This is a genomic window from Halomonas sp. McH1-25, from assembly GCF_022348165.1.
GTDB lineage: Bacteria > Pseudomonadota > Gammaproteobacteria > Pseudomonadales > Halomonadaceae > Modicisalibacter.
Genome location: NZ_JAKRFI010000009.1, coordinates 40,015 through 58,691 on the forward strand (window position 1 = coordinate 40,015; position 18,677 = coordinate 58,691).

Below are 18,677 nucleotides of genomic sequence, written 5' to 3' on the forward strand. Positions count from 1 at the left end.
TCACCACCCACGACAGGACTTCAACATGACGGTGCAACGCAACCCTTCTCTTTTCCTACGCGCCATGAGCGTCCTTGGTGGGCTCCTGGTCGGCGCATCCCTGTCACTCCCGGTAGCAGCCGATGACATTGACGAGATCCAGCGTCGCGACCTGGCGCTGATCCAGACGCAAATCGAGCAGATCAAGATCGTGGTCGTTCGTCTCGACGCTCGCCAGCAGCAAGCCAATCCCGAGACCACTCGCGTGTATTTCGACATTCCCCGCCTGCGTGCCGATCTCGAGGCGATCTCTTCCGGCATTGATGCCTATCTCGCGCCTGACCGGCTGCTGCCGCGTCAGCCACAGCCGCTCGATGGCGACTATCTCGACGATCGGGGGCAGTGATGGACGCATTTCAGGCGGGGGCTGGCATCGAGGGGAGCGAACTCTCCTGGTTCATTGCCGGCGTGGGTTGTTCGGCGATTTTGCTGGTTGCCGGCTGGATCCTGTTGTCGGCGTATCGCGGCTACGTCAAGGGGCGGGTAGAAGGCGACATCATCGCCACCGTGAGCTGGCGAGCCTTGCTGCTGATCCTGCTGTTTCTCTGGTTGTTCCTCTGACGAAGCTGACGGAACAGCTGAGAGGCCCCGCCGGGGCAACCTCGGGTCCAGGCGGACCCATTCACACCATGGTCAACATGCAACCACCGAGGATATGCGACATGACTTTTCAATCGCTGCTGAAACGCGCTTCTCTCCGTGTCACGCACGCCTGCCAGCTGCTGGTCGCGCTGGCGGTCGCTGCCGTGCCTGGCGTAGCGCTGGCCGAACTGCCGACGCTCGAGGAGCCCACACAGGGGGCGGGCGGCATCCGCACCACGGCCCAGGGCTATCTTTACGACGGCTTCGTCCTGGCCGGCCTGCTGCTGAGTACCGCCGCGTTCATCTGGGTAGGGATCGGCTGCCTTGCAGCGTTCAACGAGGGCCGGGCGCGTGGTGAGTGGACCAAGTTCGGCGTAACCGCGTTTGTCGGCGTCGTGCTGATTCTGGTCGTCATCTGGCTCAGTACCGAAGCCGCGCCGATTCTTGCGCAGTGAAGGGGGCGCGCCATGGCGAGCATCTATTTCATTCCCAGGCGTATCAACGATCCGCCGGTGGTGTTTCGCGGCATGACCCTGCGCGAGGTCGGGATCATGGCAGTGACCGGCTTCCTGGTCGGCCTGCTGCCGGGGATCGCCCTGGCAGTTGTCATGGGGATGCCTGCCATGGCGCCCACCGTTGCGGTGGCTCTGATGGCCGGCGCCCTCGGAGTGGGGGGGACCATCATGCGCCGGCTCCGACGGGGCCGGCCATCGTCTCTGCTGTATCGCCAGATTACCTACAAGCTCGCTTCCCAGGGCTTCGCTCTGGGAGGAGAGCGTCTGATCACTCGCTCCAGCGTGTATCGTGTTGGTCGCGAACCACGGAGAAAGGGAGGCCTGCGATGAGTCGCCTGCGCAACGCACTCGGGGCGAGAGACGCTCATATCACCACGCTTCGTGCCATCATTGCGATTCTCGTCGTGGCGTGCGCGGCGATGTGGTACGGCTGGCAGAGCGCACCGAGGGATCTGACCATCCATAACCCACCGGACTTACGGTCCGGTTCGACGCGCAAGTGGTGGGAGGTGCCGCCTTCCTCGGTCTATGCCTTCACGCTCTACGTCTGGCAGCAGATCAACCGCTGGCCCAACAACGGCGAAGAGGACTACAAGCGCAACCTCTATGCCTATTCCCCCTTCCTCACCGACTCGTGCAGGGCCGAGCTTGAGGAGGACTATCGCTACCGCAACCAGCGCAACGAGCTGGAACAGCGTGAGCGCATGATGTTCGAGATTCCCGGACGGGGATTCTCCACCAAGTCATCCGGTCCCGGGTCGGTCCAGCTTGTGACTCGCGATCAGTGGATCGTCAATCTCGACCTGGCCATCAACGAGACCTACGCCGGCACGCCCATCCGTGACGTCTACATGCGTTTCCCGATCCGTGTCGTGCGTGCCGATGGCGACCCACAGAACAATCCGTGGGGATTGCAGATCGACTGCCTGGCCCACCCAGCCGAGCGTCTGGAAATCCCTCAACTGGAGGGAGAGTCATGAACCGTCTCAAGGCGTCATTCATTCGGGGTGGGCTCTGTGCCTCGCTGTTGGCTATGGCCCTTCAGGCCCACGCCGTGGAGATCCTGCATTGGGATCGCAAGCCGCTCGATATCAACCTGCCGGTCGGCACCGAGCGCGTCATCGTCCTGGACCGCAATGTGCGTGTCGGCCTGCCCCGTGAGATTGCCGATCCTGATGTGCTGCGTGTGCAGAGCGCCGGCGGGGCGATCTACCTGAAGGCCGATCAGCCCTTCGATACCCAGCGGGTACGCATCCAGGACGTCGAGACCAACGAGGTCGTGCTGTTCGACCTGACGGCCAAGGAGAGCGGAGCCAGCAGCGAGGAGATTAAGGTCGTCATTCCCGAGGCCGGCGCGTCGACCGATAGGGAAGCGAAGGCTTCCCAGGACGGCGATCAGACAGGTCGGAGTGACAAGAGTGGCAAGGCAGCCGTTGGTACGCCGGTGCCGGTCGTACTGACGCGCTTTGCCGCACAGTCCCTGTACGCGCCGACGCGGACCATCGAGCCAGTCCCGGGGCTCAATCGCGTCGCCATGCGCCTGCCGGAGAGCATGCCCTCACTGATGCCCTCGCTGCCGGTCACGGCGACGCCGATCGCAGCTTGGAAACTCGACAGCTGGACGGTGACAGCGGTGAAGCTCGCGAACCGCGACCCCGCACGCACTTTCGAGCTGGATCCGCGTTGGCTCCAGGGCGATCTCTACAGCGCCACGTTCATGCACCCGACGCTTGGCCCTCGGGGCAGTGTCGAGGACACGACGACCGCGTTCATCGTGACCAACGGGCAATCGCTCGCTCAGGCATTGCCGCTGTCCCAGCAGGGAGGTGACTCATGACACTTCAGGGCAACCCACTGCTCAAGGTCGGGGTGCCGGTGCTGATCCTCGCCATGGCCATGATCGTCATTAAGGGATGCAGTGACGGCGGAAGCAGCGGCCAGCAGCAGACCGGCGAGGCCCAGGAAGACGCCACGCGCACCCTGACGCAGGAGGAGATGGAGGCGCTGGGGATCAGCGGCGATTCCTCGAAGGACACCGTGGCCACCCTGGTCGGCAAGATGAACGCCTGGGAACGGCAGCGTGAGCGTGACCAGGAGCGCATGGAGGCGCTGGTCGAGGAGAACCAGCGGTTGGCAGAGCGAGCGTCCAACGTGGACAACGCCGTCAACGAGGCGATTCGCGAGGAGCGCCGGCGTCAGCAGGAGGCCCGCGAGCAGAGCGAGCAGTCGCTTCTGGCCCGCTTCGAGCAGCGCATGGATCGCTTGCTGCCTGAATCCCAGGTCGATAGCGGTAATGACCAGGCATCCTCGAATGAGGAGCTGCCGATCGGACTCGGGCTGGAAGGCGGCGGTGGGCCATCCGGTAGCTACACAGGCGGCAGCAATCTCGCCTGGGTCGAGCCGATGGATCAGCGTCAGAGCGAGGGGCGCAGCGGTAGCCGTAATGATGGCCCGGCCTTCCCGGCGTCCTTCAAGGCAGCGGCCAGTGAAGTGGGCGGCTTCGCCTCACGCACGGCCAGCGCGGCGGAAGCCAAGGTGACCGGGCAGCCGGACGCCTCGACAGTCGAGCCGGTCTACACGATCCCCGAAAACTCGACCCTGATGGGCTCGCTGGGCATGACCGCCCTGCTGGGCCGAGTGCCGGTCGATGGTACCGTCAACGATCCTTACCCGTTCAAGGTCATGATCGGCAATGACAACCTGACGGCCAATGGCATCGTACTGCCCGAAGTGCAGGCAGCGGTTGCCAGCGGTACCGCAACCGGCGATTGGACGCTCTCCTGCGTTCGCGGAAACATCACTTCCATGACCTTCGTGTTTCAGGACGGCACGATCCGCACCGTGCCGACGCCGGAGGACGCCAATCAGGGCGGTGGCCAGAGTAACAGCAGCAACCAGGACCAGACCATCGGCGGGGTCAACTCGATCGGCTGGATCAGCGACCAGAGCGGGATTCCCTGTATCAGCGGGATGCGACGCAGCAATGCCCAGCAATATCTCGGTACTCAGGGCTTGTTGACCGCGGCGGGTGCCGGTGCGGCGACCCTGCTCTCCGATGACAGTTCAACGTCTGTCACCACCATCGGCGCAGACGGTTCGATCTCCCAGGCCATGACCGGCAACCAGGCCGTGAGTCAGATCCTGAGCCAGGGCGTCAACGACATGAGCGAGTGGGTCAACAAGCTCTATGGCGAAGCGTTTGCTGCGGTCTATGTGCCGCCCGGTCAGAACGTGGCCATTCACATTACCAAGCAACTGCCGATCGATTACGAGACCGAAGGGAGGAAGGTGCGCTATGACACGTCAACCGCAACCACAGTCGGGCTCGACTGATCGTTGGGCATCGCACCGCGCCGCGTTAGCCACCCTTGCTCTGGCTGGACTGGCCCTGCTGTCCGGGTGTGCCACGACCAAGGACGAGCTGATGCCGACCAACGGCGTGACCATGCAGGAACTCTGGAAGCAGGGATCGACCCAGGGGGCGGCGATGCCGGCCAGCGCTGGCCAACAGGCCGCCGCTGCGGCGCGGGGCGAGCTGCGCCGTCCGATCGGCACCGGCCAGTTAATCAATGAGCATACGCACTACACGCGCAACGCGGCCAATGAAATCTATAGCCAGTTCTCGCGCCTGCCTAACCCCGACCTGGTGATGTATATCTATCCACACCTGGCCGGGGGCGAGTCGGTGCCGGTGCCGGGCTACTCGACCATCTTTCCGCTGTACAACAAGCCGCAATACGCGATGCCCGGGGAGGGCGCGCGGTCGGTCGGGAGGACTCGCTAATGTCCGCGTTCGACCGCCTCCTGAATCGCCTGGTGTCATCTAAGGCGTCGACGCCCCGAGGTACCAAGGAACGGACCCCAGACGGCAGTAACACTCCGGGGCAAGCGATCAATGCGCAAGCGCTGCTGCGTGACGAAACCGGGCGTCCCCTGTCGTTGCCGCGTGGCAAGCTGCCCAACGTGGCTGACCTGCGCAGAAGCTACGAGCGGGCACCGTCCTTTGCGAGTCGTTTGCCATGGGTCGAATATCTGCCTGAGTCGGGCTGTTTCCTGCTCGAGGACGGCGTGTCGCTCGGCGTCGTGGCCGAAGTCACGCCGGCTCCTTCCGAAGGGCGCTCGCTCGAGGCCCTGGAAGCGGTACGCGATCAGATCGAGGCGGCCCTCCAGGACAGCCTGCCGGAACTCGATGCCAACCAGTGGGTGGTGCAGCTTTATACCAAGGACGACACCGATCCCCGCGAGGATCTCCAGCGCATTCGTGATTCGATCCCCGACTCGCTCAAGGAGACCGAATACACCCGGGCATGGCTGGCCAGCATGGAAGCCCATTTCAAGGCGATCTCGAAGCCGGACGGGCTGTTCGAGGACGACGTGATCACTCAGACGCGGTGGCGTGGCCAGACGCGGCGCACGCGCCTGGTGCTCTATCGCTGGGCGGGCAACAACAAGTCGAAGCTCGGCGAGCGGCGCTCACGGCTGTCACCAGAGGCGCTGATCAATCACTTCTTCGGCAAGCTGGAATCGAAGCTCGCCAGTGCCGGCCTACCGGTGCGGCGCTACGACGGGCGGGACTTCCATCGCTGGATGATGCCGCGCTTCAACCCGCGTCCGGCGTTCTCCCCCGATGATCCTCAGCGCTTCTATGATATCTTCGACTACCCCGGCGATGATCCTGACGAAAGGTTGTGGTCCTATGATCTGGCCGAGGGCATGCTGGCCAGCTCTCCCCGCGCCGACGCCGAATCGGGGCTCTGGTACTTCGATGAGCAGCCACAGCGGGTCATCCCGGTAGAGGAGCTGCGCAAGGTGCCCAAGGTGGGCCACCTGACTGCCGAGATCACCCGGGGCCAGATGTCGATCCGCAATGCCACCTTCGACGTGCTGCCGCTGGGCGTTGAAGCCTGCATGACCATTGTGGCCATCCCCCAGGAACCGCTGGAAAGCCATATCGAGCTGCTGCGCAAGAAGGCCGTGGGTGACAGCGTGTTGGCCGAGAATGTGCGTGAGGACTGCGACCAGGCCCGCGAATACCTGGGCAAGGACCACAAGATGTATCAGTCGGCACTGGCGTTTTTCGTCAGTGGCACCGATGACGCAGACCTTGATCGGCGCGTCATGGACCTGACCACGCAGCTCAGCATCGCCGATCTGAAACCGGTCGAACCTGAAAATGAAGTCGCCGCGCTCAATACCTACCTGCGCTGGCTGCCGATGAACTTCGATCCCGAGATCGATCGCAAGAATCGCTGGTACACCCGTTTCAATTTCGTGCAGCACCTGGCGAACCTGGCGCCGCTCTATGGACGGGCCAGGGGGACGGGACACCCGGGCATTAGCTTCTTCAACCGGGGTGGCGAGTCGCTGACCTTCGATCCGCTCAACAAGCTCGACCGCAAACAGAACGCCCACATGTTCGTGTTCGGTCCCACCGGGGCGGGCAAGTCGGCCACGCTGAACTCCATGTTGGGCCAGGTCGTGGCGATGCGTCGGCCACGCCTGTTCATTATCGAAAAGGGCAACTCCTTCGGACTGCTGGCCGACTATTTTGATCGCATGGGCCTGTCGGTCAACAAGGTGAAGCTCGCGCCCGGGGCCAATGCCAAGCTCCCCCCGTTTGCCGACGCCCACCGGCTGCTCGATCCCGAAATGCGTGAGCGTCGGGTCGTCCGCGATCGCCAGGATTACGGGGAATCCCCCGACGATCCCGCCGCGACGCCCGAGGCGCTGCTCGAGGCGATTGGGACCGACGATTCGGATGATGATGTCGAACGCGATCTGCTCGGTGAGATGGAGATGATGGCCCGCCTGATGATCACCGGCGGGGATCCCAAGGAGGAGGCTGACTATCGCCGGGCCGATAACCGCATGGTACGCGATGCGGTGATGCTCGCCGCCGAGAAGTCACACGCCGAGGGTCGGCAATGCCTGACTCAGGATGTGCGCCAAGCCTTCCATGAAATCGCCAGGGACGAGGGTATTCCGGAAAACCGCCGCAACCGCGCGTACATGATGGGCGAGGGTATCGGCATGTTTTGCGATGGCTTCGATGGCCAGGTGTTCAATACCCCGGGCGAGGCCTGGCCCGAGTGCGACGTGACCATCATCGATCTGGCGCACTACGCCAACCCCGGGTACGAGGCGCAGCTCGCGCTGGCCGTCATGTCGATCACCAACATGATCACCACCATGGCCGAGCGCGATCAGTACAGCGGTCGACCGATCATCCAGGTCATTGATGAATGTCACCTGCTGACCGCCAACCCGCTGTTGGCCCCGTTCCTGGTCGGCGTGGCCAAGATGGGCCGTAAGCTCGCCCACTGGCTGTGGCTGGCGACGCAGAACGTCAAGGACTTCCCCGACGTGTCGGCAAAGATGCTCAACATGATGGAGTGGTGGCTGCTGCTCAACATGCCCCCCAACGAGGTCGCCGAGGTCAGCCGGTTCAAGACGCTGACGGAGGATCAGCGCCTGCTGGTCGAATCCGCGACCAAGGCCTCCGGCAAGTACACCGAGGGCGTGGTGTTAGGTGGTCGATTGCAGTCCCTGTTCCGGGTAGTGCCGCCGAGCCTGTACCTGTCACTGGCGGGCACTGAGCCGGAAGAGAAGGCCGAGCGTGCCGAGATCATGCGTGAACTGGGCTGTTCGGAACTCGATGCCGCAATCAAGGTGGCCGAGAAACTCGACCGCCTTCGTGGGCTTGAGTCGGTCGATTTAGAGTAGATGTCAGCATGCCTTGGTGCGTTTATCGGTCATTGGCCGCTATGACGTCGTCTCGAACATTACGTTCGCTTTGTGCTTTCTATTGCGAACTACGACCCCAGAGAAGGATCGGTCGCATGACAGAACTTGATACCTCCCACGCTACGAGCATGGATGCCCGGTACCGCTCGCTTCATCTCTTACCTGCTCTTCAAATTGATCCTTTCGATAGTGTGCCTCTCAGTGCTCTCTCGCTGTCAGTGTCGGCTAGCTGGCTCGATGCCCCTGTCAGCCCCCCGAATGGCTGGATCATACGACAGCCCTATCCCAATCGACTCTACTTCGTCGGTGGCTCGGGCGAGTGCCATCTGGGCCACCTCGTAACCCTGCCGGAGGAGCAACAGGCGGGAGAAATCATTTTGCATTGGAAGGTTGCTGATACCGGCCTGCCCGCTGGGCATTTCCAGATCATGCACCGATTCGATCTGAGTTTTGCCGAAGGCCCAGGGCGCATTTACTCAATGGATATAGCCAATTGGTGGTGGAAGAGCGAATTTGCCAACGATAACCGCCGTACACCGGAGATTGGGCACAACCGTTTCTCGCGGCTGAAGCCCCAAGGGATTTCTCCGTCACGAAAGGCGCGTGTCGAGGAGTCGATCCGAGACGGGTGTCGATACCTCGACATATACGAATCTCTCTCCCTGCCGTCGGTCACCCTCAACGATTGTTGGACTATCAAAACCTACGGCGGGGAATCTGCCCTGAACTACCTTGAAGCGCTGCGATGAAACGTCAATCGACTGTCCTGATTTCTGCGATTGCGGCATTGGCCATGCTGGCTTCATCCGGGACGTTGGCCTCCTCCAGCAATGACGTGCCGGAAGGGCTCGATGATCTGACCCTTAATGGCCAAGCCGTCACGCTGGAGTCCGTCCGGCGTGTGGAACTGGAAGGCCCGATCTATGAAGTGCGGCTTCGCAACGGCGATATCTTCTATAGCGATGCCCAGGGGCGACACATGGTGGTGGGGACACTCTATGACAACTCACCCCGAGGGCTCGTTAACGTCACCGAGCTGAACAGCCGACAGGACCGGCTGGCACAGCTGGACAGCATTCATGACGGGGAGACGGTGGACTACCCCGCCCAGGGCGAAGAGATCGGTGTGATCACGGTCTTTACCGACACCAGCTGCCCCTATTGTCAGAAGCTACATCAGGAAATCGATCAGCTGACGGCTGCGGGCATTGCCGTGCGCTACGTTCCGTATCCTCGAGCCGGCAGTCAGTCCCCCGTTGCACGACAAATGGCACAGGTGCTGTGTTCCGACACATCGCAAGACGCCATGTCGATCGTCTTCAGCGGAGGTATTTTGAATGCGGCCTCAACTCAGAATTGCCAGAAGGCGGTCGATGATGGTTTTCGCCTAGGGCAACGATTCGGGGTTAAGGGGACTCCGACAATTGTGCTCCCTTCTGGAGAAATGAAAGCGGGGTATATACCAGCGGAAAAGCTAGTACAATTAGCAAGATAAACGTGGGCAAGTTTAGCCCCAGCACTGCTGCACCATGCCAGCTCGACCTTAGCGCTAGGAAGCTTGGCAGCTAATTTCCTTGCCATAGTGATAAACATGCTCCTGGATTAATTCTCCCATAACCTTCCCTAATGTGACTGGCACGGCGTTACCAATTAGCCTACCAATTTTTGCAAAGCTGACTGTCTCAGAGCTTGGTATGAACGAGTAATCTCTCGGAAACCCTTGGAGCATCGCTGCTTCACGTAGGCTAATGGCTCTATCTTGTTCAGGATGGCCAAATCTTCCATTACCATATCCGAAGCATTGAGTGGTAATAGTTGGTGCTGGAGCGTCCCATTCCATTCGACCATAAACTGAAGGATAGGTTACACCGCTCTCTTTTACATGGCAGCTAGACCTGAGATGATCCGGCCAGTCCCTCCACGTGCCACCCGGAAGGGAAGCCTGAATCCTTTTCAAATTAACAGCACTTAAACGACTCGCTTTGTGAAGATTGTCGTTGGGGTCTTCTCCGCCAGCTTCGATTGCAGGAAGATCGCTGATTGTAGAACGTACAGTTTGCCGTTTAAAATCAAAATCAGGCACCTGTATGGGGCCTAGTTTTGAGGCCAGTAATACTAATCGTTTTCGGGTTTGAGGTAAGCCAATGGTATGGCATTCGACAATTTTCCAGTCAACCCAGTAGCCTTTCAATGAGCTTACAAAAGTCTTAAAAACGTCTTGTAATGCCAGCGGAGGCACGTTTTCCATTGTAACTAAGTCAGGCTGTGTTTCAGTAATAGCTTTCTGCAAATATTCAACAAGCCTCCAGTCATCACTTCTGTTGTGACCAGCACTCTTGCCATGTTTTTGCTTAGCAGATCTAGAGTATGTTGAAAATGGCTGGCACGGAGCGCATCCGGCTAGGAGAGAATGCTTCCCGGATTTTAAGTAAGGAGTTATGGTTTCTGGCTTTAAAGAAGTGACATCGGCGTGCATAAACTTGGCGCGGGTGTTTGACTCAATCGGATGAGCACAGTTTGGATCAATATCCACGCCTAGCTTGACATCAATGCCTGCACTTTCTAAACCATAAGTGAGTCCGCCAGCGCCGCAGAACAAATCCACTGCTGATATATTGATAGAGTCTTTCATTAAACTGCTACCGTTAAAAATGATTTTCTGTCCGCAAAGTCTTGAAAAGCATCCACAGCTAATTCCATGTAGCACAGCGTTGCGTCGGCAAGCTTTTGTATGTCTTGCAAGGTTAAATCTTCTGCTCCTCTCTCAAATGACCTCCTGCCATGAGCAATAGCATTTCTACGGTCAGCAAGGAACTCAAGAGGTGTCTTGTCGCCATATTTCGGAAGTGGCTGGTTTTCCCTTGCTACCTTTGGAGTCATTCTAAAATTCACTTCTAAGCGTTGAGAAAAGCTATAAATCAGTTTGTCAGACCACGTACCAGAGGGCTTTTTAAATTTTAACTCATCTATGGGGTCCTTGTCCAGAAGTTTTAGCGCTGCTTTATGTATAACTTCAAGCCTAGTATCTTCATTACCGTTGTTTCCAATTGCCGCGTTAAATCTTAGCCACTCTTTTAAAGTGCTGCTTGACCATTGGCGAGGAGATGTGTTTATAACAGCCTTTCCTAGCTCTTCAATGGTAAGTGTCATAACCGACTCAACTATGTTGTATAAATGTACAATCAGCCCCGATTTAATAGTCAATAAATGGCGTACTGTTAAAGTCGTCTCGCCGAAATCTACTTGCTCGCTTTCAACAAGCCTTCGATCCAAGGCATGAGCAAGCTTAATATGGTCATTAAATTCTTCAATGTGGTCTGCAAGAGCTGTGCGGAGTTGAGTCATTCTTCCACCAATATATCTTTTACTAAGTCGATTCTGCCTTCTAGTCTTGAGCGAACATTTGCTCCATCCGAGACAACTATTCGATCAAAGTTTTTGATGCGCATCTTTTCAGACACTTTTTCCGGTTCAACATGTAATCCGGGTTTTTCCCTAAGGGCTAAAGCTGTTCCTACGGCTATCGCCTCGAACCTTACCCGGGGAACGGTGTTGGCTGTAGGGGTTTTTCTGAAGCCCTCCTTGAATGTTTTTCGTACGAATTCTAGGGCGAAGAGAAACTCATGCCTCATTTCGTCTACAAGGTTAGGATTTTCAGCTGCATTTGCATTGGCTTTTTTAAGGTAGTCGTAAAGAAACTTCTTTGGCCTGTCTCGGTACCCAGGGAAACGGCCATTTGGTGTATCATTCTGATTCAAATACGCAAAGAAGCGAGTGGCTAACTCCTCCCGTTCTCTAGCCTGAACTGATTTTGTTGTGAGGGGGGTCATTTCAATAAATCGTTCGTCTTCTGCTAGATCAACGATTAGAGAGGTGACAGGGCCCGGTATGGAACCTCTACGGATTTCGGCTTCATTTGCAGTCGTACCCATCCTGTTTATACGTGCGAACATCTCTGCACGAGTTGAAGGGTCTGTGTCTGTATCTAGTATGATGGTTCGTATGGTTATGTCTTCTAGCTTGTTTTTCCTATCTTTTGGAAGGTCTTCAAAGGTAAATCCATTCAGCTCGGGAACTAACACCAAGTCTCGCAAGCGCATACCTTCCTTTAAGAAAGACCTCATTGCCCGCATGCGTTGAGAGCCATCAACGATTTCCATTCTTCCATCGTTCGTTTGATAGAAAAACATGAATGGTATTGGTAGGCCAATAATCAAAGATTCAATAAATTGTGATTTTTGCTCTGCAGACCAAGCTAAGTTTCTCTGGTATTCTGGTACAAAATATCTGTCCTCAGTATCTGAAGAGAATCTACTGACGTACATTGACACTGGATATTCGGCAACATTAAACTTGACCTGTCTAGAGACGCTAGATATGGCTGCGTCTGCAGCTATCTTTTCATCACTGCTTGGTATATCTACTTTGCGTTTTTTTGGCATTGAGGTTTGCCTCGATTTAATGGTTGGCGGCTTGAGCGTTAAGGCCTTCCTAGGGCAATTCAATTAAACTTATGGCGATAGTTTATCGTATTGCGTCGCTGAATGGGTAGCTGAAACCTGATGAAAACACAAGGTTTCTTGGCGAGTTAGCTGCATCTCGGGCAGATACAGGTAGGCGTACGCCCTAACATAAAACCTCGCGCAAATCATTTAACATTTTCTACTGCCCTGGCGGCTGCTTCCCGGTACACCTGAGCGCTGAACCTCATGGAAGCTGCCTATGCCCATCACAACTTTACGACGGCCTAGTGTCTTGCCCTCACGCCTGTGCGTTGCCGTGCTACTAGCTTGGTGTAGTGCCGTCTCAGCGGGTGTCGAGGTCTTTACCATCGCCGGGGAACCCGTCATTAACGTTCCCGATTCATCCGCCGTGGTGGAGCTGGATGCACCGGCACGGCTGGATGCCCGTATATCTCAGGGTTTACCAGCAGACCCCGAGCGCGCCCAACGGGTGCTGCAATCGCACATGAGCGGCCCCGAGTGGCAGGCCACGCTCCGACGCTACGGCAAACTTTATAGGGGTATCGCCCGTGCCTGGGTGCTCGGGATCGAGAAGGTGCCCGCCGTCGTGGTCGATAGCCGCTACGTCGTGTATGGCGAACCAGATGTTCAGGCGGCGCTTCGGGAAATCGAGAGGATGGAGGTCAGGCCACAATGATTTTTCGTCTACCTGGAAAGACCCTGGCGCTGCTTGTGGCACTTTCGCTGGGTATCACCGCCATGTCGGAATCGACACCGGTGCGTGCGCTGAACACGGTTCAAATCGTGGAGTCCTCGCTGAGTACCGAGTGTCTCGATTACGAGGTCATTGGTATTTGTGCCTGGCTCTATTGCACGCCGTATGGCTGCACGGTGCGCACCTCGATCCGCGTCAAACACTACATTCCCGAGCTGGTGGTCTCCTCCTACGAGAATACCGGCGAGAGTCCCTGGTCCGAAGTGGCCTTGCTATCGCCGCCAATCGGCAATGCCGTCGGCGGGGGGCGAACGACGGAGGAAGAGTCCAGCCGTCACTCTAGTACGCGATTCAAGAATACCGATGCTATCGGTCATCCCGGCGGGGCAGTCTTCTACGACATGTTGAGTAGCTTCGGCTACTCCTGCGAGAGCGACGTTCAGCCCTACATGCCCTATTTCCTGTCAACCCTCGACGCGCTGGCCTGGCGTTCGGGGATCCCCGAGATGGCCTACCCCGAGGCGCTGACACCGGGCATGCGCGAAATGGGCACCACCGGCGACCTATGGAGCCCTATCTATCCGCGAAGCGGTTTCGTCACGCAAACCCATGACTACAAGGTCGCTGCATCGACGGCTCAGCGGGCCGCCGATGTCGTTACCCGTAATGGTCAACCTCATGTCTATCAACCCCTGGTCCCGAGCGGCGGGGCAGGGCGTTGGCCACCCGATGCTGTCATGGAAGGGGATCCCGAGACTCACCTGTGGCAGCGCCTCGAGCCCAACATGAGCATGTCCTGCTCGGTATTTCCCGATGGCGGTGAGGATTACGACCTGCAGTCACCTGGCGACTACGCCTGGGCATTGTGGAGGCCCTACCGATGTTGCAAGCGCCGTGGCCAGACGCTGCTGACCTTCACCGGAGGCTGATTATGAAAAAACCGATGCTTCGCCGCGCGCTGCTCTCGATAGCACTTGCCACACCAATACTGGCTCATGCGCAGTCGGCCGACCGCCTCTATTACGACATTGGCGGTGCTGCGCCCTTTAGCGCGTCGGCTGGTCTTGGTCACAGCCCCCATGTTCAGGGGCTCGGTGTCAGCTGGAACATTGATGCCACCTGCGGCAATTTCGACCTGGGCGCGACGGTGAGCAACCAGCTCAACGGTGTTACCAACGGCTTCCAGAACATGATGGGCAACGTGGTTCAGAACGCGACCGGCGCAGTGGCCAGTCTGCCTGCCATGATCATCCAGCGTGCCAATCCAGCTCTTTACGACCTACTGACCAATGGCGTGCTTCAGGGCAGGCTCGACTTCGACAAGTCCAAACTCTCCTGCCAACGCATGTCCAAGTACCTGGCCGATGCCACGCTGGGTGGCCAGATGCAGCAGGCGGCGATGGCCGAGAACTGGCAGAACATCGCCGCCTCCAATACCGATGCGGTATCCGCTCAGGAGAGCGCCGAGGCCCAGGCCGGGAATACAGGCCGTACCTGGGTCGGCGGAGAGAAGCGCGGTGGCAGTGGTCAGCCGCCGGTGCGTGTCGTCCAGGATACCGCCCAGGCCGGTTACAACCTGCTCCATGGCCGCACCGACCCCACCTCGAATGCGCCCGTCTCGGGCGGTGGTGAGGGGTGGGAGTCAATCTCCACCTCGAGCGGCGACTGGATCGGTGGCGGCGGTATCGCCGGGGGCGGCGGTGGCGGTAGCGGTGACTGCAAGGGCGGGATGTGCACGGTCTGGGCCACACCGACCGAAGCGGCCGAGTGGACCCGAAAAATCGTGGGCGACACCGAGATCCGCACTTGTGACGGCTGTGAGAAGGTGCAAAGCATTGCCGGTACCGGCCTGATCCGCGAGCTAGAGGAGGAACAGGAAGAGATTCACGACAACCTGGTCGACATGCTCAATGGTGGCGAGATTACCCAGGCCAAGCTCGACGATGTGTCCGCTGGCAATGGCCTGGCGGTATCGCGTGGCGTCATCGAGGCGATGCGCTCCGACCCCCAGGGGCCTTTGCTGGCACAGCGACTGGCCAGTGAGATGGCTCTGGCCAGGATATTGACCAAAGCCATGTGGGCTCGACGGGCACTTATGGCGGGCTCAAGCGATCCCGGCATCGAGAGTAACCAGGAAGGCATGTCCGCGCTGGACCGCAAGATCGATTCTTTGAACCGGGACATCGAGCTGCTTCAGAGCGAAATGGAGATCCGTCAGTCGCTTGCCAGCAATGCAGCCTTGCAGGCAATGCGCCGGGCGTCCATCCGTGCCGCCGGATCCAGCCCGGCTGAGACCACGCTGCCAACCCCGGTGTTGGACGAGCGAGGTCGCCCAATGATGGTGAGGTAACGAATGGCACTCAAGCGCCTCATCGATCCTCGTCGTTGGCCAGCGCCAATCGTATTTCTGACGACTCTTATCCTGGTCTTCTTGCTCAGCGGGGCCGCCGTCTCGCTGGCCATCCGGCTGATGGGCAGCCAGGAAGCCTTCGCCGCGGCCAAGCAGGCTGCTCTGCCGTGGCTCTTCCTCTGGCGATGGGCCTGCTATGCAGGCCTCATCGTTGGCTGGCTACGCCTCTGGAAGCCTCGCGTGGTCAAGCGCCTTAATGAGGATCGTGACGGCGGTGACGCCGCTCGAGCACGCCTCGCACGTCTCGAGTATCTGGTGCTGGGTGCCATGGTCTGCATCAAGGTCCTCAACCTCATCGACTGGCTGGGAGGAAAACCATGACGGCCGATCTTAACGTCAGTGACTATTTCGAGATGGTCATGCTGATGATCGGGTGGGTGGTAAACAATGCCATCTGGTCATCACTGCTGCAGACTGGGCTGGCCTTGGTCCCCTTCGTCGCGCTGATCGTGTCCGAATGGTACAAGGTTCGCCAGGAAGGCGAGGACGAGGGTAACAAGGGGGTGCTGCTGATCGCTCGCATCGAGACGCAGCTCTACGCGATGGTGCTGTGCTATGCGTTCACCTGCGTGCCGATGATGCCGCTCTCCTTCAATCCAGTGAACACCGTCGAGCGCACCAATCCCGATGGCACTCAGTGCAGCGTGGCCGTGATTGGGCAGGGCGAATGGGACAGCACGACGCTCAACTCGATCAGTGGGCAGACCGCAGAGATCCCCCTCTGGTGGGGGCTGGTTCATGCCGTCTCCAAGGGCGTAACCAATGTCGCCGTCTCAAGCATTCCTTGCACTCCCGATCTCCAAGCCATCACGTCCGAGATCGATGCTCAGTCCATCACCGATCCTGGACTCAAGCGCGAGCTGGGGGAGTTCCAGCGTCAGTGCTACGGCGCTGCTCGTAACCTGCTATTCCAGCAGGGTGGGGCTATTACCGCGACCGACGCCCAGGATGTCGACTGGCTGGGTAGCGAGTTCTTCCTGAACACACCAGGTTACTACGACTCGTTCTATGCCGGTCGCCCGGTGGAGGGGTTTCCCTACCAGGCCAGCCGTGACCAGGCACGCCCGAGTACCGGCCCTGGACGGCCAGGCTATCCAAGCTGCAAGGAATGGTGGTCAGACAGTACCAATGGCCTCTATGCCCGGTTGCATGAGCAGGTCGACACGGGGCTGTGGGACACCGTGGCTTCCGTCTTCACCAGCTCCGATGCCGAGGGCTATGTGATTCGTCGGTTGATCAGCCATCGCGCAGGCTCAGCCAATGGCAACCAATCGATCGCCGTGGCGGGCTACGGCAACCTGGACGGGGGTATTGTCAGCGATGTGGGTGATACGCTCTTGATGGCTGCCGGTGGCGTTGGGGGAGCCTTGGGCGCGGTCATGGGCAAAGCCGGCATGGACATGCTCAAGCGGGCCCTGCCGATGGTCCAGTACATCCTGATCATGGCGGTGGTGATCTGTCTGCCGTTCGTCATGACGGTTTCCGGCTACTCGTTCAAGGTGGCCGGTACAGCGACCTTCGGGCTGTTTGCGCTCTGGTTCCTGACGTTCTGGTGGGAATTGGCCCGCTGGATCAACTCGAACCTGATCGATCTGCTGTACAACTCCGAGGCGGCCAAGCTGAGCTTTGTCGCGGCAGCACAGAACGGCTACGACAGGCTAGTCCTGGTATTCGTGGAGTGGGCGACGTTCTTGCTTTTGCCTTCAATCTGGGTCGCAACGCTCGCATGGACTGGTATGAAGGTAGGAAGCACCTTTAGTCAGAGTTTTGGCGAAGGTGCAAAAGGTGCGAAAGGCGCAGGAGATAAAGGAGCGGATATAGCCTCAAAGGCAGCAACTAAGGGTAAGTAGTGTGGGGCCGGCGCGTTGAAATGTGTCGGCCTCAATTCCACTCTGGATCTTCAGCTCTAGGAGAGCCACCTAGATCCTCAGCAGTCCACCCGTACTGGACGTTTGAATTTTCTTCTTCATCTCTACTGACAGGTACGCTTACAGCTGCGTTGACCAGCGCTCCCGCTAAACCAGCGGTGCCTACTGTAGCTACTTTGCCCGTGACCTTCGTGATATCCGTGGCCAGCTTCGCGGTCGCCTTGCGGCCTTTGGCAGTAGTGAGGAGTTCAGCAAGTTTCATGGGGATACCTCCCATGTGTCATAGTCTATATCAGCAGACTAGCCCAGCAGCCATCGCAATGCTATCCGAGCGGGCCCTGTCTTCACTCCAGCTCAGCGAGATACTCGATCGTCTCGGGGTGCCGTTTAACCAAGCGAATCAGGGTCTGCGCCTGAGCGTTGGGTTTGGACCGGCCCTGCTCCCAATTTTCAAGCGTTCGCTTGTTGGTTCTCAGATACTGAGCGAAGACCCCCTGAGACATATTCAGATTTTCGCGTATCTGAATCAATTCTTGAGAAGTGATGTCTGGTAGCTCGGCAGCGCTCACTGCATGAGAACGCAGAGTGCGCTTGCCCTGACGGGCCTCAGCCAAAGCGTCGAAGCCTTCGACAAGTTCATCAAATACGTTGCGGCTCATTTGCTTGCCCTCGCTTTGATCTCGGTCTCTAGCATTTGCTTCAGCACCCTCTTTTGGGTTGGAGTCAGATCATCCTGGACGTCCTTGCTATAGAGCGTGAACAGCCAGAATTGGGCGCCACCGAGCCACCAGTAGTAGATGACCCGGACTCCGCCACGCTTGCCTTTCGAGCGCCCAGGATCCTGGTATCTGACCTTGCGTAGTCCACCAGTACCTTGAATCACATCGCCAGCATGAGGCTGCAGCAGCAGATACTGCTGGAACGTGGTGAATGTCTCGTCGTCCCAGTAATCCGTCCTGTAGCGCTGAAACGCTGGCAGTTCAACAAACAGGGCTTTCATGTAGTGTACGCAGCCTGCGTATAGTTTGGAAGGTCAGCTATTGTTTCTCATGATCCACTATCGGTCGCTTCTCGTCATGTTTGTTAGCTAACGCCTGGCGGTCTCCCCACGAGGGAAAGGGCAGAGGGCTCACCCAAAGGGTTGGAAGGGAAGGGGAGTAAGGGGAAGGGGCTTACCCGGCCTTTATAGCGGAAACCCCAAAGGGACGGGCCAAAGGAAGCCCCAAAGGGACTCGCCTAGGCATGTTTCTCACACTTGACCCGAAGTTCCTGCAATCCGATACTTGTCCTGCATGACGTTGGCTGTTGACGGTAACGACAGCGCCTTTTGCCTTCGGGCAA

At 58.4% G+C, this 18,677-nt stretch carries 22 protein-coding genes; 16 read left to right on the forward strand and 6 right to left on the reverse strand.

The features are described from left to right. The first annotated feature begins 25 nt into the window (after nt 1–25). The 11 genes from MHM84_RS18605 (at nt 26) to MHM84_RS18655 (ending at nt 9,375) form a co-directional block, all read left to right on the forward strand. Nucleotides 26–385: an RAQPRD family integrative conjugative element protein gene (locus tag MHM84_RS18605; protein ID WP_239268072.1), complete on the forward strand. Its 360-nt coding sequence runs from the start codon at nt 26–28 to the stop codon at nt 383–385. After that, entirely contained in the window at nt 385–600 is a 216-nt protein-coding gene (locus MHM84_RS18610; RefSeq protein WP_239268074.1) for a TIGR03758 family integrating conjugative element protein, read from the forward strand. Before MHM84_RS18605 ends, MHM84_RS18610 begins: the two co-directional genes overlap by 1 nt. Nucleotides 601–701: 101 nt before the next feature. Beyond that, on the forward strand, nt 702–1,076 hold the full coding sequence (locus MHM84_RS18615) for a TIGR03745 family integrating conjugative element membrane protein (protein ID WP_239268076.1): 375 nt from the start codon (nt 702–704) through the stop codon (nt 1,074–1,076). Between the two features lie 12 nt (nt 1,077–1,088). Further along, complete coding sequence (locus tag MHM84_RS18620) at nt 1,089–1,466, forward strand: TIGR03750 family conjugal transfer protein (protein WP_239268078.1); 378 nt, start codon at nt 1,089–1,091, stop codon at nt 1,464–1,466. Further along, the gene (locus MHM84_RS18625; protein WP_239268080.1) at nt 1,463–2,116 is read left to right on the forward strand and encodes a PFL_4703 family integrating conjugative element protein; all 654 of its coding nucleotides are present in this window, start codon (nt 1,463–1,465) and stop codon (nt 2,114–2,116) included. The genes MHM84_RS18620 and MHM84_RS18625 overlap by 4 nt, the downstream gene beginning before the upstream one ends. Continuing rightward, nucleotides 2,113–2,973 carry a TIGR03749 family integrating conjugative element protein gene (locus MHM84_RS18630; protein ID WP_239268082.1) on the forward strand — a complete coding sequence of 287 codons (861 nt, stop codon included), beginning with the start codon at nt 2,113–2,115 and terminating at the stop codon, nt 2,971–2,973. Before MHM84_RS18625 ends, MHM84_RS18630 begins: the two co-directional genes overlap by 4 nt. Further along, nucleotides 2,970–4,469 carry a TIGR03752 family integrating conjugative element protein gene (locus MHM84_RS18635; RefSeq protein WP_239268084.1) on the forward strand — a complete coding sequence of 500 codons (1,500 nt, stop codon included), beginning with the start codon at nt 2,970–2,972 and terminating at the stop codon, nt 4,467–4,469. Before MHM84_RS18630 ends, MHM84_RS18635 begins: the two co-directional genes overlap by 4 nt. After that, nucleotides 4,432–4,920, forward strand: a complete 489-nt coding sequence (locus tag MHM84_RS18640; protein ID WP_239268086.1) for a TIGR03751 family conjugal transfer lipoprotein — start codon at nt 4,432–4,434, stop codon at nt 4,918–4,920. The genes MHM84_RS18635 and MHM84_RS18640 overlap by 38 nt, the downstream gene beginning before the upstream one ends. Further along, nucleotides 4,920–7,859, forward strand: coding sequence for a conjugative transfer ATPase (locus MHM84_RS18645; RefSeq protein ID WP_239268088.1), 2,940 nt, complete (start codon nt 4,920–4,922; stop codon nt 7,857–7,859). The genes MHM84_RS18640 and MHM84_RS18645 overlap by 1 nt, the downstream gene beginning before the upstream one ends. A 116-nt stretch (nt 7,860–7,975) precedes the next feature. Next, nucleotides 7,976–8,629, forward strand: a complete 654-nt coding sequence (locus tag MHM84_RS18650) for a hypothetical protein (RefSeq protein ID WP_239268090.1) — start codon at nt 7,976–7,978, stop codon at nt 8,627–8,629. Further along, nucleotides 8,626–9,375, forward strand: a complete 750-nt coding sequence (locus MHM84_RS18655) for a DsbC family protein (RefSeq protein WP_239268092.1) — start codon at nt 8,626–8,628, stop codon at nt 9,373–9,375. Before MHM84_RS18650 ends, MHM84_RS18655 begins: the two co-directional genes overlap by 4 nt. A gap of 54 nt (nt 9,376–9,429) precedes the next feature. Here MHM84_RS18655 and dcm read toward each other — a convergent pair whose 3' ends face one another. Genes dcm through MHM84_RS18670 form a run of 3 tightly spaced genes read right to left on the reverse strand, consistent with a single transcriptional unit; the run spans nt 9,430 to nt 12,322 of the window. After that, nucleotides 9,430–10,512, reverse strand: coding sequence for a DNA (cytosine-5-)-methyltransferase (dcm, locus tag MHM84_RS18660; RefSeq protein ID WP_239268094.1), 1,083 nt, complete (start codon nt 10,510–10,512; stop codon nt 9,430–9,432). Beyond that, entirely contained in the window at nt 10,512–11,225 is a 714-nt protein-coding gene (locus MHM84_RS18665; protein WP_239268096.1) for an MAE_28990/MAE_18760 family HEPN-like nuclease, read from the reverse strand. The genes dcm and MHM84_RS18665 overlap by 1 nt, the downstream gene beginning before the upstream one ends. Next, the gene (locus MHM84_RS18670) at nt 11,222–12,322 is read right to left on the reverse strand and encodes a DUF262 domain-containing protein (protein WP_239268098.1); all 1,101 of its coding nucleotides are present in this window, start codon (nt 12,320–12,322) and stop codon (nt 11,222–11,224) included. The genes MHM84_RS18665 and MHM84_RS18670 overlap by 4 nt, the downstream gene beginning before the upstream one ends. A 280-nt stretch (nt 12,323–12,602) precedes the next feature. Here MHM84_RS18670 and MHM84_RS18675 point away from each other — a divergent pair, with 280 nt between their 5' ends. Genes MHM84_RS18675 through MHM84_RS18695 form a run of 5 tightly spaced genes read left to right on the forward strand, consistent with a single transcriptional unit; the run spans nt 12,603 to nt 17,318 of the window. Further along, on the forward strand, nt 12,603–13,040 hold the full coding sequence (locus MHM84_RS18675) for a TIGR03757 family integrating conjugative element protein (RefSeq protein ID WP_239268100.1): 438 nt from the start codon (nt 12,603–12,605) through the stop codon (nt 13,038–13,040). After that, complete coding sequence (locus MHM84_RS18680; protein WP_239268102.1) at nt 13,037–13,987, forward strand: TIGR03756 family integrating conjugative element protein; 951 nt, start codon at nt 13,037–13,039, stop codon at nt 13,985–13,987. The genes MHM84_RS18675 and MHM84_RS18680 overlap by 4 nt, the downstream gene beginning before the upstream one ends. 2 nt (nt 13,988–13,989) lie before the next feature. Beyond that, nucleotides 13,990–15,408 (forward strand): integrating conjugative element protein, encoded by a 1,419-nt coding sequence (locus tag MHM84_RS18685; protein ID WP_239268104.1) that lies wholly within the window; start codon nt 13,990–13,992, stop codon nt 15,406–15,408. A 3-nt stretch (nt 15,409–15,411) separates the two neighbouring features. Beyond that, nucleotides 15,412–15,789, forward strand: coding sequence for a hypothetical protein (locus tag MHM84_RS18690; protein ID WP_239268106.1), 378 nt, complete (start codon nt 15,412–15,414; stop codon nt 15,787–15,789). After that, nucleotides 15,786–17,318, forward strand: a complete 1,533-nt coding sequence (locus tag MHM84_RS18695; RefSeq protein WP_239268108.1) for a conjugal transfer protein TraG N-terminal domain-containing protein — start codon at nt 15,786–15,788, stop codon at nt 17,316–17,318. The genes MHM84_RS18690 and MHM84_RS18695 overlap by 4 nt, the downstream gene beginning before the upstream one ends. A 31-nt stretch (nt 17,319–17,349) precedes the next feature. Here MHM84_RS18695 and MHM84_RS18700 read toward each other — a convergent pair whose 3' ends face one another. The 3 genes from MHM84_RS18700 to MHM84_RS18710 all read right to left on the reverse strand — a co-directional run bounded on the left by MHM84_RS18700 (nt 17,350) and on the right by MHM84_RS18710 (nt 18,336). Next, nucleotides 17,350–17,598 (reverse strand): hypothetical protein, encoded by a 249-nt coding sequence (locus MHM84_RS18700; RefSeq protein WP_239268110.1) that lies wholly within the window; start codon nt 17,596–17,598, stop codon nt 17,350–17,352. An 82-nt stretch (nt 17,599–17,680) separates the two neighbouring features. Further along, entirely contained in the window at nt 17,681–17,995 is a 315-nt protein-coding gene (locus tag MHM84_RS18705; protein ID WP_239268112.1) for a helix-turn-helix domain-containing protein, read from the reverse strand. Beyond that, nucleotides 17,992–18,336 (reverse strand): type II toxin-antitoxin system RelE/ParE family toxin, encoded by a 345-nt coding sequence (locus MHM84_RS18710; protein WP_239268114.1) that lies wholly within the window; start codon nt 18,334–18,336, stop codon nt 17,992–17,994. The genes MHM84_RS18705 and MHM84_RS18710 overlap by 4 nt, the downstream gene beginning before the upstream one ends. Between the last annotated feature and the right edge of the window lie 341 nt (nt 18,337–18,677).